Raw genomic sequence first — 14,336 nt, 5'->3', positions numbered from 1 at the left:
ATCGAAGCCTGACTGAGGGCACGAAAAGACCACCGCGATCGGAGCCGGGCGGTTTGAGGTGATCGCGCTGGGGGAATGTCGAGGCCTCGCCTATGCGGGGATGGCGGGCGGTTTCGGTCCCCGATCCAGCTCACCGCCCCGCCAGACCGATCTTCGCCAGCACGATCCCCCCGAACGCCAGCAGCGCCGCCGAGGCCAGCCCCCAGCCGATCTTGCGCAGATCCCGCACCTGCCCGGCGATTTCGGCCAGACCCTTGGCGGCCTCGGCCTTCGCCCCGTCCACCGCCTTGTCGATCCGCCGCTCGATCTCGTCGCGCGCCACGAAGTGCTCGATGTCCCGCCGGTAGGCCACGCCCTCCAGCTTCTCGTCCATGCGGTCGAGCTTGCCCCCGAGCGCATCCATCTGCCGGCCGGTGGCCTCGACGCGCTCGATCAGGCGCCCGATCCATTCGGGCAGATGGTCGGCCATGGGTCCGGTCCTTCGCTCGCCGCGGCCCGGCCGCGCCGTCCGGGCCCGGGGCGGGGTCTCGTCCGTCATCGGGGCGCGCCCGGGGCCGCGAGGCTCAGCCCTTCGGCCCGACCACCTGCGGCACGATCTTGTCGACCGAGCGGGCCAGCATGTAGGCGCCGATCCCGACGGTGAGCAGCGACCACAGCTCCGCCGGCACGCCCTTGAGCGCCGCCACAACCTCGACCTGCAGGCCGAGCATCGGCGCGACCACGCCCACCCAGGTGATCATCGCCAGCGCCCAGAGCACGGTGATCGGCCGGGCGTTGCGGGCGAGCGGGCTCTCGGACCCCGCATCCGCCTTCATCACCTCGGCCATGGCCCGGCCGAGATCGTCCTGCTGGTCGATCAGCGCCCGCTGCAGCTCCAGCTGGACCTGGAGGCGCTGCCCCTCGTCGGGGAGCACCTTCTGGAGGATCGGACCGACGGCGCCGAGCAAGGCCGGGAGAATGGCTAGAAATCCCATGGTCAGGCACCCGTCTGCATGTTGTGGCGGATGGCGTCGCGCAGGCGCAACCACCAGGATTCCGACGCCGCTTCCGCCGCGCCAGTCACTGGCGCGAGCGGGTCAGGACGCGTCGGCGCGGCGGGCGCCGATCCCCCTGTCGCGCGCACCGGTGCTGGATCGCCCCGGCGGGCGTAGACGAGGCCGTAGGCGGACAGCGCCGCCTGGTCCCGCTCGCCCTGCCGGCGCGCGCGGATCGCGGCTGGCCGGTCCCACAGCAGGAAGGCGTCCGCCGCCTGCTGCAGGTCGCCGGCATTGGCCAGGCGCACGACGCCGGACTGCGCGAAGTTCGGCTGGCCAATGTTGAAGCACAGCGAGCAGCAGGCGTCGAAAAACGGCTGCGGCACCGGCTTGGCCAGCGCAGCGCGCACAGCCGCGACGTAGGGCGTGAGATCGGCGGCGAAGAGCGCGTCAGCCTCGGCCTGGGTGAGGGTCATCCCCTCGGTCACGACGGGCGGGCCCGCGGTACTCGTGTGACCCCGACCGATCGTCCAGACGCCGACGCTGTCGCGGTAGGCGCGCAACCGGCAGCCTTCGCGCGCCGCCAGGGCCGCGCGCCCGAGGGGAGAGAGATCCATGAGAGACTCCTGTCCAGGCGTAGCCGCGCTCATCGCCTTGGTTCGGGCTTCAGCGTCGGATGAGAACCGCTGCCCTACTGGCGCCTGGACGCCATCACGGCAGCTGTCGTGCGCCGAAGAAGGAATCGGCCGCCGCCACGTAGCCGTCGGCGCCGGTGAACCGGACGAAGACCTCGACGATGTCCTTCGCCGCCAGTTTCAGGACCGACGCGAGGTTGACCGCGCTGACGCCGTCGACCAGCGCGCCGGTCTCTGCGGCTCGCCCGCGGCCGGCCGCCGCACCGTTCCGGTAGAGTTGCACCTCCAGCGCCGTCGGGGCGCTCGAGCCGTTGCGCTTGTAGGTCAGCGCGACGTCGAAGCCGTGCAGGCCGGCCTCGAGGGCGACGAAGCGGTTCTTCGCCGCGTCGAACGCGCCCTGGTCGTTGCTCTCCGTGATGTTGAACTGGACCTTCGTCCAGGCATTCGCGGGGATGTAGTTGTCGAAGTTCGTGGACGCGGCGGCCTTGGCGAAGTTGGTGATCCGACGCCAGGCGGCGCCGTCGTGCCATCGGAGCGCCGTGAGGGTGCTATCCGCGTAGATCTGGCCCTGCGCGCCGCCCGCGGGTTCCGCAGAGAGTGGCTGCAGCTCCAAGGCGCCGCTGCCGCGGACTTTCATCACCGACCGGCGGGTGGTCGTGCCCGGCGCAGTGGTCTGGACATCCAGGCAGGTGCCCTGCGCCGCCGCCGTGAGATCCTCCTCCGCAACACCGAGCAGCGCGACGGCGTCGGCCGTGTAGGCGCCTCCCGTGTGGTAGCCGGCTCCGAACAGGCCGAGGAGTGTGTCGGTCGCCTTGAGCGGCAGCGGCGCGCCCGGCGCGCCCCGCGCGGCCCGGGCGCGGCAGTTGGCGACGGGCCCGTGATTACCGGCGGCATCGCCCCCGTAGGCGTCGAGTTGCACGGCGGGCTTCGCGCCGAGACCCTGGACGTGCACCGGCGCGCCCGGATCGGTCACCCCCGACAGGCCGAGATAGCCCGTCGAGGCCGCGACCGTCATGGCCGTCCGGAAGGCCGCGCCGTCCGGGCTCGTCTTCACGGTCAGGTCGTCGCTGCCGAGCGTGCCGAACAGGACCCGGCTCGCGTAGCCGGTCTGGAGCACGAGGCCGGCGTCGTTGGTCGCGGCCTTCTTGTTGAGGGTCAGCCGCATGTTGCCGGCCCCCGGGGTGACCTCGTCCCACGAGAGCAGCACCGCCTCGGACTTCACCGCCAGGCGGTTGGTGGTGTCGGCGGCGGTGTTGACGCCCAGGGCCGGCACGCCGCCCTTCAGGTCGCCCGCGGAGACGGCTGGGTGACCGCCGGGCGTGACGCCGTCGTGGACGACGAGGCGCCAGTTCGTGGTGTCGACGACGAACTCACCCGGCCTGCCGACGAAGGTCGCGAGGAACGACCACGCGTCTCGCAGCCACTGCGTGCGCACGCTCATGACGAGGCGAGCCCCAGATCGAGGAAGTTCGGGTAGGGGTCGGAGGCGAAGCCGAAATCGTCGCTCCGGGTGGCGGCCTGCGAGGCGAACCCCAGATCCGGGCCGCTGCCGACCGCCAGGGTCTCGGCGACCGGACCGAACCGGCCCGAGCCGATCGGCGTCACCGTGTAGGGCGTGCAGGTCGCGAGGTCCTGAGCCGCGCCGCCGAAGATGTTGAACGCTTGCAGCTTCACGGTGAGCGGCGTGCCGATGTAGGCCGCCGGCACGCTGTAGCGGAACACCGCCTCATCGAGACGGGTGAAGGGCGCCCCGGCCGGGTGCGCGCCGGCCGGCGAGCCGGAGAGCCCGCGCTCGAGATAGGTCAGGGCGTAGACGTGCGGCGCGGTGAGCGTCGCGTTGGCGAAGGACATAAGTTCCTGGCCGACCAGGGCGAGGGTGACGCCGTCCCGCGCGTCGGCCTCATCGGCGGAGGCGAGCGTGCCGCCGGATCGGCCAAGATCGACCACGAGCGTGTTGGCGCGGTCGGGGTTGAGCCCGGCCGGCGCGGCCAGATCCACGGCGAGCACGCCCTGGCGCGCCGGGCCCGTGATCGTGCCGATCTCGACGAAGCTGGCGCCATCGCGCGAGACCCAGACGTTGGCCCCGCCCCAGTACGGGTCGGCGTTGACGCCCGAGGCCGCGATCCAGACCTGCGGCACGCCGGCCGTCAGCGCGGCGGGCGGCTCGAAGATCAGTGGATCGTTGACCGGCGCGGGCGCCCGGTCGCGGTCGACCGCCGATCCAGTCGCGCCGACCGCCGGGTAGGGCGCCGCGGTCGCGGTCCCGCGCGGGAACTCCTCGGCCGTGATGGTCAGGAGCCCGTCCTCGTCCTCCTCGATCGCCGTGATGCGCACCGGCGTTCGGGCGAGCCCGAGCCCCGGATCGGTCAGGGTCACGACGTCCATCGGCTCGAGGAGGCAGAACTCCCAGGACAGGCGGAACGTGTAGGTATTGCGGATGTACAGGGCCCGCTGCAGGGCGAGCTGCGCCACGAGCCGCCCGATGGAGAGCGCGCAGATCTCGCGGGCGGTGATGGTCCCCCCGACCTTCAGGCCGTAGCGCTCGATCGCGCCCTGGTCGCGCGCCTCGACCGTCGTCGCGGTGTAGCCGTGGCTCCGGTCGGAGCACTCGACGCGCTGGACGTTGGGCAGGCCGTAGGGATCGCTGCGCGCGACCCGCACCGGATCGTCGCCCTCGGCGGCCAGGACGTCGTCGTCAGTGAGGTCGTAGACCGGCGCGACGTCGGGCACGTAGGTGACGCTGGCGCCCGAGTGGGTCACCCCGGTCACGACCTGGTCGCCGTAGGGGACGATCCTGAGCCGCGCGCCCGACCACACCGCCGCGCTGTTGGTCAGCCGCAGCCAGCGCGCCAGTATCGCGTTGGCGGTCTCGGCGTCGGTGAGCGCCGGGCTCAGCCCGAGGCCGAGGGCGGCGCAGTAGGTCTGGTAGGACGCGTCCCCCGAGGCGCCGAACAGGGCCGCGCCGCTGAGGGCCGAGGCCGGCAGGCCGACGCCGTACTGCGCGTTGGTCAGGAAGTCCGAGATCAGCTCGGCCGGGTCCGCGTCCTGCCCGAGCGGCCCCGCAGTGCCGGCCAGCCGCCCGACGACCTCGAAGGCGATCGACGAGATGGTCGCGCTGGAGCCCAGGTCGAAGTAGGGCGAGGCGAGGTAGGCAGTGCCGTTGTAGGGCAGCGCGGCGGCCGGGTAGCGGGCCAGCGCCGGACCCCAGGGCCGCTGCGGTGTGTCGCCGGGGATGAGGCTGAGGAAGTTGGTCGGGAACGGCGTGACCGACTGGCCGCTGAACACCTCGCCGATGCCCTGGACCGGCCCCTCGGCCAGGCCGAACATGATCCAGGTCGAGTAGGTGTATCCGGTGACGCCGTGGCGGCCGCCGCCCTTGCCGCCCGCCTTCTTGCCGCGCTGCGCGTGGGTCTGGAAGCCGTCGGACCAGATGACGTTCGGGGCGATGCGGTTGGTTCCGTAGACGATCGGTATCGGCAGCGCGCTCGAGGCGGTCTGGACCTGCAGGCCGGTGTAGTCCGGCCGGACGGTGCGCTTCTTCCCGCCGAACAGGCTCATGGCGGTCTCAGATTTGGTCGGCCTCGGCGGTCGCGCGTGCGGCCCAGAGGCTGAAGAAGCGCGGGTGCCGGCCCGGCTCGGCCAGGACGGGATTGCGGGCGATCGGCTCCTCGATCACGGCCTGGGCCGGCGAGAAGGCGTGCACCAGCGTCAGCGGTTCAATCGCCGTGACGATGCCGCCGTGGGCGTAGGCGCGGCCGTAACGGAACACCACGACGTCGCCGGGCTCAGGTCGGGCGACTTCGGCGGCACGATCGAACACGAAGCCGAGGTAGCGCTCGTCGTCGCGGTGGAGGTGCCAGTCCTGCGGGTAGGGGCGCGGGTCGAACGCCGGCACGAGGCCGGCATCGACGAACACGCGCACGAGGAGCATGCCGCAATCGACCCCGACGCCGCGCAGGTCGGCGCCGGGATGGTACGGCGTGCCGATCCAGCTCCGGACCACGCTTACGAGGATCCGGCGCCCTTCGACCTCAGCGTGCATGGTAGTCCCCCGACGCGCTCCACCCAATGGAACGTCACCGCCCGCCGACCCTCCTCGACGGGAAATCAGAGACGGCTGAACGGTTTAGATCTAATGCTTAATAACGAGCCCGATCGCCTGCGCCGAGTTGGCAACTGGGCCTTGGCCTTTGATCCGCAAGCGGACGTTCTATTTTCGACCCGTGCCAGCCGTGTAGACGGCTGCCGTCTACATTTGTGTCGCACCCAAAAAATCAATCTAAAGTATGGTGCAAATGCTTCTTGGCCATCAATGGACCGCGCGCCGCGTTTCCGAGGGGGTACAACCATATTGCTTGCGATAACGTTTTCCGAAATCGCTCATATGAACGAAGCCCCATTTTCGAGCTATCTCGTTAATCGAAAGAGATATTTCCTTGCGGGACAATAGGTCTTCGTGCGCCCGAGCCAATCTCCGGCCGATTATGTATTGGAGTGGCGTCACACCAAGTTCGGATTTGAATTTGCTTTGGAGCGACCGAACGCCAGTGTTGGCCGCGGCCGCAACATCGGCCAGGATCATAGGGCGAGATAGATGGCCCTCGATGTAATCGATCGCACGCCGAAGCTGTTGTGATGCGAAATCTACCGGGATTGCAGGCGTCGATCTGGAACATTTTGGCCAGGCAGAGAGAATTTGATAGCCCATCATCTCCTGTAGTAAGGGGAACATCAGATCGGATTGTTTGTCAGGATCTCCAATTCGGCTATGGATAAGGCGAACAGTACAGAAAAGCCCCCACATTCCCGGCATCGTCATATCGGCAACCCGTTCCAGCGTGGGGAGACCGAGATGCTCGCCACCCGAGAGGGCCTTTTGTGCAGACGCGAGAGTTGCGGCCGCTATCGTCGCGCTCAACGTGCTGACCGTACCGAGGGCCTGGACTTCATGAAGACTTTCGAAGTCTGCCAAGACAGCAATCATCTTCGACGCGATCGTCTCATAGTTTTGATATCGGTATACGATCTGACCGCATCTGACAAATCGAAAGGTTAAAAGTTCGGCTGTGAATTTTGGCTTCGTGAGAAATCCGCCCGACGAATTGGTCTCCCAGAAACTTAAAGTCTCGCTTTGGCTGCCACATATTGCGATATCCGGCCTGTCGGATAGATTGATGTCTATATATACGGCAATCGCACCTATATCATTAAATGAGTCCAGTTCGCGTTTGGATCTTATGCTAGCCGAAAATTGTGCTTGAGGGCGCCAGATTTGGGGGTCGCGCCGCAACTGATCGAAATCCATGCCAACAGCTAAACTTCGGTGGCGGCCCAAGACCGTGGTTCGAGAGGATGATGCGTCGCATGTGTAAATATTTCTCCGCGATCAAGCCCCCAGAGTGTCGCAGGCGCATCTAAATTCGGCGGAAGTATAATTATCGCGAAATATCTATAATCATTGCGAAAATCAGCGCGTTATCACTTTCATAACTTGCTAAATGATACGCGGAGATCGGGAATTATGGTAATTAGATCTAGACGCGGCATCACGGTATTGTGAAAGCAGGTTATGAATTCGCGAGATTTCGAAATGGGCCGAGCCTACGCGCGACCGGGATCGCGGCCAGCGTCTATGGTGGAGCTCACCGCCGCTCTGGCCGCCGCCTACGTTTCGCGAAACGCCGTCGCTTCGGAAGACTTGCCGACGGCAATCAGGTGCATCCATGCAGCGTTGCTGGCCGTGCAGAATGGCGGGGCATCCGGCCCGACATTCGTCCTTCCGACTAGATCAGAGATTGCGGCATCGATCAGGTACGATCAGCTCGTCAGCTTCATCGACGGCAAGCCGTACAAGACGCTGAAGCGTCATCTGACCGCCCACGGGATGACACCGAGCGAGTATCGGAGGCGGTACGGCCTACCGGATGACTATCCCATGGTGTCGCCCGGCTATGCCGCAGTTCGTGCGCGTATTGCCAATCAACTCTATCACGGGCTCGAGGCGGCCTGAGCGATGCCCCTTCGCAATATCGTCGTTCTGACCGACCGGCCGGACCGCGGCCGGGCCCTTGCTGAAGCCGCGCGACCGGTCGCCAATTGCCGAATGGCCGGGCCCACGGACGACTGGATCGGACTCAATCATGTCCGCGGCGTGATCGCAGATCTATCTCTGGAGCGGACCGAAGCTCAGCGTTGCCTCGGCGTTCTGTCACGGCGGCTGGACGGCCGTCCCTTGCCGATGGCCTACGTCATGCGGACGATGCGTGACGGCGAGCTCAAGCAAGCCGAGAAGCTCGGCGCAACCGCATGCTTTCCGCCCCATGCCCTGCCTCGGACGATCGTGACGGGCTTGTTCCGTCAGATCGCACCGGAGAAGACCATGACGGAGCTGCTGGTCGAGCACAGCTTCGACCGGGCCGAGTTGCTGTTCACCGATATGTTCCGGGCGGGCCGGCGCGGCCGCATCGATCTCGCTGCGGCCGATGATGAGATCGACCCTATTCTCCACGCTATGGAGGATGGGGGCCTTTGGCGATGGCTCGACCTCGTTCAGGCCCACGATGACATGACCGTTCGCCACTGCCTGCTGGTGGCAGGGCTCGCGGCGCATTTCATGCTCCACCTCAGACTGTCGATCGGCGACCGCAGGTCATTCGTTCGTGCAGCCCTGGTGCACGATGTCGGCAAAACGAAAATCCCGTTGGAAATCCTGCTTAAGCCGGGCGCTCTCACCGCCGAAGAAATGAAAGTGATGCGGGCTCATGCTGCTCTCGGACACGAGATGCTGCTGGCCTCGGGAATGACAGACAGGCTCGCACTGGCTGTGACGCGTCATCATCACGAAATGCTGGACGGTTCGGGCTACCCGGATGGGTTGAGCGGCGCCGCGATCTCCGATCCGGTCCGGCTCTTGACGATCTGCGATATCTACGCGGCCCTGACCGAAGACCGGCCTTACCGTGCGGCAATGAGCCAAGCGAAAGCTCTGGAGATCTTGAGGGGCATGGCGCCCGCCAAGTTGGAGCTCGCCCTCGTCGAAGCGTTCGCCGCGTCGCTAGCGGGCGATGGCGCCGTCAGCCAAGCGGACAATATGGCACTATCCGGTCGGATTAATTCCGCAAATCGCGGAACGGCTCGCAGTTGAATCTAGAGCAGGCCACTCACTCAACCGGAAATAGATAAGCCGATATTTTCTGATATAATCGGATAAGTACTGTATATTTACTATATTTTATTTTTTGTGATTCAATATAGTCGCGGGCAACAGGTCAAATAAACCTTATTAGTCTTTCTCTGCGCGGGGTGTGCTCATGATCAGCTTCCGGACCAACGATGGCGCACAGCTCGTGGCGTTGAATCGCTCTCAAGCGGTTGCTGAGTTCAAGCCAGATGGCACGGTCCTATCCGCCAACCAGAATTTCCTCGATTTACTTGGCTACACGCTCGATGAGATCAAGGGCCGCAGCCACGCGCTGCTCGTGGAGCCAATCTTTCGAGACACGCCCGCTTACCAGAGCTTCTGGAACGGCCTGCGCCGTGGCGAATTTCAAAGCGGCGAATTTCGTCGGGTGACCAAGGACGGTCGCCAGGTCTGGATCCAGGGAACCTACAATCCGATCTTGGATCGCACTGGGCGCGTCGCCAAGGTGGTCAAGTTCGCCATCGACATCACCGCCACTAAATTACGCAGCTTGGAAGCGGACGGCCGCCTGGCCGCCCTCGACCGCTCACAGGCGATCATCGCGTTCGGCCTCGACGGGACGATCCTCGAGGCCAACAGCAACTTCCTTGCCGTCATGGGCTACCGCCTGGAGGAGGTCCTCGGACGTCATCACTCGATGTTCATGGACGAGGCCGAGGTGGCAAGCGAGGCTTACAGCGCTTTCTGGGCGGCTCTCGGCCGGGGCGAGTATCAGGCGGCTGAGTACCGTCGACTCGCCAAGGGCGGGGTCGAGGTTTTCATCCACGGCACCTACAACCCAATTTCCGACGCCGATGGACGCCTCGTGAAGGTCGTGAAGTTCGCCGTCGACGTCACCGAACAGGTCCGCCTTCGCCAGCGCCGGGCTGAGGCACAGCGTGCGATCGGAAACGATCTCGACGCGATTGGCCAAGCAGTCGAGGACGTCACTCGGCAGACGAGCGGGGCCGCAAACGCCGTCGGGCGGATCTCGGGCGACATTCAACTGGTTGCCTCCGGTGCCGAGGAACTGGCGGCTTCGGTGGGCGAGATCAGCCAGCAGGTCACCAACGCTGCGCGGCTGACGGGTGAGGCCGTCTCTCAAGCAGAGCACACGACCAGCATTATCGAGGGGTTGACCACGCAAGCTTCACAGATCGGCGATGTCGTCGGTATGATCGCCGGCATCGCATCACAGACCAACTTGCTTGCGCTCAACGCGACCATCGAGGCGGCGCGGGCCGGTCCAGCTGGCCGCGGGTTCGCGGTCGTCGCAGCGGAGGTCAAGACACTGGCCGAGCAGACCGCACGCGCGACCGGGCAGATCGGAAAGCAGATCGCCGCGAACCAAAGCGCGACGCGTGAAGCGGTCGAGGCAATTGGCGCAATCGGAAACACGATCCGCCGGCTCGATGAGGTGTCGTCAGCGATCTCGGCGGCTGTCGAGGAACAATCTGCCGTCACTCGAGAGATGTCGGGCAGCATGCTCACCGCGTCGAACGGCGTAGCATCGATCGCGACTGGAATGGATCTCATCGCTCGGGCCAGCGAACGCGTCGACGGCGCTACGCGCCAAGTCCGGGACGTCGCCCGCGCCCTGGGTTGATTCCATCGCGGATTAGATTTCCAGGTCCGCTTTGCCGTGTCCGCGGTCAGCAAGCGGACCTGCGGAAAATGACCCGATGCAGTCGAACACGTCTGGGTAGTCGATGGCCGGTGATCAGACGATCCCAGTTTCCGTAATCGATTGATTCGATGGGTCAGAACGCCGCCTCGGGCGTGGGCACGAACGGGAAGCCGCGGAAGTTGGCCTCGTTGGCGAACTTGGATCGGCAGGTCGCCAGGGTGTGGTCGCAGCCCTGGTAGGCCGTGAAACTGTCGCCCGGGGCCGGCAGCGCCGGCAGCGGATAGGTGAGGATCAGACCGGTCGCGTCCGCCAGCTTGATCGTGGCTGACACCCCGGTGTTGCCGCCCGACGTGAACGTCACCGTGCCCTGTGTCAGCGCCTCGCTCGCGCCGGCCCAGGGGATGAACGTCGTGCTCGCCCCATCGCCGACCGCCCCGGCCGAGGCGTAGGCCTGCCGGACGAGCCGGCAGCCGGTGTCGTAGAGCGTGTGATTGCAGGTCGGCTGCCAGACGTTGCGCGGCAGGTCGACGTCGAGCAGCGTCAGCTCGCTCGCCACCGTCAGGGCCGCGGACGTCCGCCCGACCTGATCGACGCTCGCCAGGCGCCCGGTGAACAGCGTCACGCCACCGATCGGTGGGGCGTCCCAGGCGGTGAGGAAGGCCCGGTCGCGCCGGACCGTGCAGCCGTCGAACACGCCCTCGCGCAGGGCCACGAGGAACGGCACGCCGCCGATCGTGTCGGACGGGCGGGCCGAGACCGTGATCCGCTGCTGATCGACGTCCAGGCCGGTGGTGCAGCGGTAGCGCAGTCCGTCCACCAGCACGGAATCGGCGCGGTAGGTGGTGCCGTTCAGCGTGATCGGCACGTCGACGTCGGTGTAGGCCAGGATCAGGCCGGACAGCAGCGTGAAGGTGAAGCAGTCCGCCATCAGGAGCCGCTTGTCGGCCCGCCTGCGCATCTCGGCGAGGCAGGCCAGGAGTGCGGGATCGGCGGGCCTCACGTCCGAACGCTTCGGAACTTGACGCCTTCAGCCTTCCACAGTCCGGCCATGACGTTCTCGAAGTCCTGCACGTCGTCGAGGAAGCGGCACAGGTAGGCGAAGCTGAACGCGGCGCTGATCACCGCGCCCGCCGCCGGCGCGGCCGGCAGCACGATCCGGTTCGGCGCGGCGAGGCTCCAGCCCTCGGCGGGCGCGCCGTCGACGGTGACGGCGCGCAGGGCGGTGACCCAGCCGACCGGCTCGGAGAAGCCGCCGAGCGTGCGCCGCGCCGGGAAGGCCAGTGACCGGCCGTCGCCGACGCCGATCGCGCCGGCCGCGACCGCGTTGTCGGTCGGATCCGTGTACAGGAAGGTCCCGAAGCGACCTTGGCAGCGCAGGAACAGGCCGAGCAGCGCCTGCAGCGAGTTCGCGCCGAGACCGGGGAAGGCCGAGCCCTCGGCGAGCCCGTCGAAGGTCACCTCGAACTCCCACAAGGGCGCCGCGTACAGGCTGACCCGCACCTCCCGGCCCGAGACGTGCGGGGCGAGCCGCGTCGCGAAGGTCGGGCGCTTGTGCACGGACCAACCCTGGCCCGGCAGCGCGGGGAAGGCGGGCGGGGTCTCGCTCACCCGCGCACGCTCACGAGCCGGAAGGCTTGGGTGGCGAACAGCAGCGCCATGAACTGCTCCAGGTCCAAGTCGTCGTCGGCGAAGCGGCAGAGCAGGCTCGATCCCGTCCCGAGCTCCGGCGGCACGGCGACGTGGAACGGCAGGGCGCGTCCAGCGACCTGGCCGTAGAAGCCTGCGAGGCGCTCGAAGTCCCCGGCGAGCCCGCCCACCGCGAAGCCGTCAGCGGCCAGGACGTCGTAGGCCAGCTCGATCTCCCAGGACGGCGACCGTACGCGCGCGGCCCGCGCATCGCGGCCCGAGACGTGCGCGGCTGCGCCGGTGCGGAACACGGGCGCGTAGCGCACCGACCACGCCCGGCCGGAGAGCGCCGGGAAGGTCGAGTACGGCTCTAGCTTGGGGGAGGGATCGCGCGGCGGCGGCGGCAGCGCCGGGCCCTTGCCGCTGACCCACAGACCCGCCGGCCAGTTGAGGGTGTCGCCCCAGACGTCGGAGCGCAGCGGGAAGGTCGGGAACGGCCGCGCGTCCCAGTTCCAGACCGCGAAGAAGGCGGTCTGGAGCATCGGCAGCCCGGCGGCCGAGACCTCGTTGTGGCCGTCGCGGTACCAGTACTCGTAGACTGCCCGCAGCGCCATCGCGCAGAGCGTGTCGTCCCGCCGGGGCGTGTAGGTCGCCCCGTCGGCGCTGTCCCACACCGACCAGAACGCGGTGAAGCTCTCCGTGCTCTTCGGGTCGTAAAACACGTTGGGCTGGTTGGTCGCGCGGTCGATCGAGCCGAAGCCGTACTCGACGGTGGTGATCGACTTCGAGAGCGGTACCCAGCGTGTGAACGGCCCGCGCGGCACCCAGCCCCGGCCGTCGCCGTCGTCGTAGACGGCGCGGTGCGGGTTCTTCCACCACCAGCGCAGCTGCTTGTTGGCCAGGATCTCCTGGCCCGGATAGTACCGGCTGCGGGTCTGGGTGACGCGGTCGCCCGTCGGCCGGGAGACCTGCTGGTCCGAGCCCAGCGGATCGAGCCCGATCCCGAGATTGTCCGAGTCGGCGTAGAACCAGTCGTACTTCTCGCCGCCCTCGATGTTCCGCTTCAGGTAGGCCATGTCGTAAAGCGTGGGCTCGCCCGAGAGCCCGAGGCCGCTCATCGTGTCCGGCCCGGGCGGCCAGCGGCTCCGGTCGGGCGCGGGCGCCGTCCAATTCGCTGCGTCGAGGCCGCCGCCGGCCGTGGTCCAGTCGGACAGCGGCAAGTAGTTGTCGAAGGCCACGAGGTCGATGCTGTCCCGGCCGTAGAGCTGGTCGAGATGCGGCCACTGGCCGGCCTCGCCGGGATGCTGCACGCCCATCCACACCGACCAGTCCGGCGAATAGGTGATCAGGTTGCGCAAGGCCGCCGCGTCCTGGGTCAGCCCGGCCGCGTCGAAGATCGCGCGCACGTCGTCGGCGAGCCGCCCCAGCCCGTCGACGAAGGGGTAGTCCCAGGTGACGGTGCCGTCGTCGCCGGTCGTGCCGGCCCGGGTCCAGCCCGGCCCGCGGATCGCCTCCAAGCCGCGCAGCTCGGAGCCGAGCAGGAACAGGTCGACGCCGCCGGCCAGCACGCACAGGTTGGCGCAGTGCAGAATCATCCGGCGCAAGCTGTAGTCATCGGCCGGGCCGGCATAGTCGACCGTCAGGCGGTCGGGATGGCGGGTGAAGTGCGACGGGGTCGCCGGCCCGAGGATCCGGGCCACCGTCGCGGCCGCGGCCGCGGTCCCGTCCGCGTCGAGCCCGATGCGCCCGCGCCACGGGAAGCCGGGGCAGTCCATCAGCAGGAACGGGTAGAACACGACGCGGTAGCCGCGCGCCTTGAGGTCGCGCAGGCAGCGCACCACGCTCTGGTCGGACGGCGTGCCGCCGTAGACCGCGTGGCCGTCGACGGTGGTGATCGGGATCAGGATCGGGGCGCCGCCCGGGCCCCGCGACAGCTGCGTCAGGCCCGAGACCTGCCAGTTCTCCTCCACGGGCTCGGGCCCGTCCACGCGCTGGAACGAGCCGTCGATGTAGATCGTCGACGGGTAGATCCTGCAGAGGCGCGCGTCGACCGAGGAGCCGAACCACGCGACCAGCAGGTTGACCGTGGTGCAGCCGGGCACCTGCTCGGCCAGGGCGTCGAGGGCGAGGCTGCAATCGGTGCGCCCCGAGTCCGGCGCGGCGTAGGTGTTGATCGGCTTGAACGGGCGCTCGGCGGCCGAGGGCGGCCAGCGCGAGGCCCGGTAGGGCAGCGGGTCGTAGCCGAACTCCCCGGTCGCGGGCAGCAGGTTGAAGCCGGTGATGAAGTCGATCAC

General features: G+C 67.5%; 13 protein-coding genes. 3 read left to right on the top strand and 10 right to left on the bottom strand.

The window, feature by feature from the left end; translation table 11 throughout:
- Nucleotides 1-130: 130 nt before the first annotated feature.
- The 7 genes from ABIC70_RS09360 to ABIC70_RS09330 all read right to left on the bottom strand — a co-directional run bounded on the left by ABIC70_RS09360 (nucleotide 131) and on the right by ABIC70_RS09330 (nucleotide 6,914).
- A complete protein-coding gene (locus ABIC70_RS09360; protein ID WP_274926135.1) occupies nucleotides 131-469 on the bottom strand; it encodes a hypothetical protein in 339 nt (112 codons plus the stop codon).
- 94 nt (nucleotides 470-563) lie between these two features.
- Entirely contained in the window at nucleotides 564-974 is a 411-nt protein-coding gene (locus ABIC70_RS09355) for a 3TM-type holin (RefSeq protein ID WP_354439541.1), read from the bottom strand.
- Between the two features lie 2 nt (nucleotides 975-976).
- Entirely contained in the window at nucleotides 977-1,591 is a 615-nt protein-coding gene (locus tag ABIC70_RS09350) for a lysozyme (RefSeq protein WP_274926132.1), read from the bottom strand.
- Between the two features lie 94 nt (nucleotides 1,592-1,685).
- Nucleotides 1,686-3,050: a hyaluronate lyase N-terminal domain-containing protein gene (locus tag ABIC70_RS09345; protein WP_274926131.1), complete on the bottom strand. Its 1,365-nt coding sequence runs from the start codon at nucleotides 3,048-3,050 to the stop codon at nucleotides 1,686-1,688.
- Complete coding sequence (locus ABIC70_RS09340; RefSeq protein ID WP_274926130.1) at nucleotides 3,047-5,167, bottom strand: phage tail protein; 2,121 nt, start codon at nucleotides 5,165-5,167, stop codon at nucleotides 3,047-3,049. Before ABIC70_RS09340 ends, ABIC70_RS09345 begins: the two co-directional genes overlap by 4 nt.
- 7 nt (nucleotides 5,168-5,174) lie before the next feature.
- Complete coding sequence (locus ABIC70_RS09335) at nucleotides 5,175-5,651, bottom strand: C40 family peptidase (protein WP_274926129.1); 477 nt, start codon at nucleotides 5,649-5,651, stop codon at nucleotides 5,175-5,177.
- A 267-nt stretch (nucleotides 5,652-5,918) separates the two neighbouring features.
- Nucleotides 5,919-6,914 carry a helix-turn-helix domain-containing protein gene (locus ABIC70_RS09330; RefSeq protein ID WP_354439540.1) on the bottom strand — a complete coding sequence of 332 codons (996 nt, stop codon included), beginning with the start codon at nucleotides 6,912-6,914 and terminating at the stop codon, nucleotides 5,919-5,921.
- A gap of 327 nt (nucleotides 6,915-7,241) precedes the next feature.
- On the opposite strand from ABIC70_RS09330, the gene ABIC70_RS09325 reads away from it, so the two are divergent.
- From ABIC70_RS09325 to ABIC70_RS09315, 3 genes are all read left to right on the top strand, one after another.
- Complete coding sequence (locus ABIC70_RS09325; RefSeq protein WP_354439539.1) at nucleotides 7,242-7,619, top strand: Ros/MucR family transcriptional regulator; 378 nt, start codon at nucleotides 7,242-7,244, stop codon at nucleotides 7,617-7,619.
- Nucleotides 7,620-7,622: 3 nt separating this feature from the next.
- Nucleotides 7,623-8,753: an HD-GYP domain-containing protein gene (locus ABIC70_RS09320; RefSeq protein ID WP_354439538.1), complete on the top strand. Its 1,131-nt coding sequence runs from the start codon at nucleotides 7,623-7,625 to the stop codon at nucleotides 8,751-8,753.
- Between the two features lie 166 nt (nucleotides 8,754-8,919).
- Entirely contained in the window at nucleotides 8,920-10,395 is a 1,476-nt protein-coding gene (locus ABIC70_RS09315; RefSeq protein WP_354439537.1) for a methyl-accepting chemotaxis protein, read from the top strand.
- Between the two features lie 154 nt (nucleotides 10,396-10,549).
- Here the strand turns inward: ABIC70_RS09315 and ABIC70_RS09310 are convergent, their stop codons facing one another.
- From ABIC70_RS09310 to ABIC70_RS09300, 3 genes are read right to left on the bottom strand one after another with little or no spacing between them, the layout of a single operon-like run.
- Nucleotides 10,550-11,416, bottom strand: a complete 867-nt coding sequence (locus tag ABIC70_RS09310) for a phage/gene transfer agent baseplate hub protein (RefSeq protein WP_354439535.1) — start codon at nucleotides 11,414-11,416, stop codon at nucleotides 10,550-10,552.
- Nucleotides 11,413-12,024 (bottom strand): DUF2460 domain-containing protein, encoded by a 612-nt coding sequence (locus ABIC70_RS09305; protein ID WP_354439533.1) that lies wholly within the window; start codon nucleotides 12,022-12,024, stop codon nucleotides 11,413-11,415. The genes ABIC70_RS09310 and ABIC70_RS09305 overlap by 4 nt, the downstream gene beginning before the upstream one ends.
- Complete coding sequence (locus ABIC70_RS09300; protein WP_354439532.1) at nucleotides 12,021-14,336, bottom strand: baseplate megatron protein TIM-barrel domain-containing protein; 2,316 nt, start codon at nucleotides 14,334-14,336, stop codon at nucleotides 12,021-12,023. The genes ABIC70_RS09305 and ABIC70_RS09300 overlap by 4 nt, the downstream gene beginning before the upstream one ends.

The organism is Methylobacterium sp. 1973, from assembly GCF_040545035.1.
In the GTDB taxonomy this organism is placed as follows: domain Bacteria; phylum Pseudomonadota; class Alphaproteobacteria; order Rhizobiales; family Beijerinckiaceae; genus Methylobacterium; species Methylobacterium fujisawaense.
Note: the sequence above shows the minus strand (reverse complement) of the source record. Positions and strands in the feature narration are given on the sequence as shown.

Coding starts and splice junctions, on each gene's coding strand:
- ABIC70_RS09360 (WP_274926135.1), bottom strand. CDS start 469: ATGGCCGACCATCTGCCCGAATGGATCGGGCGCCTGATCGAGCGCGTC.
- ABIC70_RS09355 (WP_354439541.1), bottom strand. CDS start 974: ATGGGATTTCTAGCCATTCTCCCGGCCTTGCTCGGCGCCGTCGGTCCG.
- ABIC70_RS09350 (WP_274926132.1), bottom strand. CDS start 1,591: ATGGATCTCTCTCCCCTCGGGCGCGCGGCCCTGGCGGCGCGCGAAGGC.
- ABIC70_RS09345 (WP_274926131.1), bottom strand. CDS start 3,050: ATGAGCGTGCGCACGCAGTGGCTGCGAGACGCGTGGTCGTTCCTCGCG.
- ABIC70_RS09340 (WP_274926130.1), bottom strand. CDS start 5,167: ATGAGCCTGTTCGGCGGGAAGAAGCGCACCGTCCGGCCGGACTACACC.
- ABIC70_RS09335 (WP_274926129.1), bottom strand. CDS start 5,651: ATGCACGCTGAGGTCGAAGGGCGCCGGATCCTCGTAAGCGTGGTCCGG.
- ABIC70_RS09330 (WP_354439540.1), bottom strand. CDS start 6,914: ATGGATTTCGATCAGTTGCGGCGCGACCCCCAAATCTGGCGCCCTCAA.
- ABIC70_RS09325 (WP_354439539.1), top strand. CDS start 7,242: ATGGTGGAGCTCACCGCCGCTCTGGCCGCCGCCTACGTTTCGCGAAAC.
- ABIC70_RS09320 (WP_354439538.1), top strand. CDS start 7,623: ATGCCCCTTCGCAATATCGTCGTTCTGACCGACCGGCCGGACCGCGGC.
- ABIC70_RS09315 (WP_354439537.1), top strand. CDS start 8,920: ATGATCAGCTTCCGGACCAACGATGGCGCACAGCTCGTGGCGTTGAAT.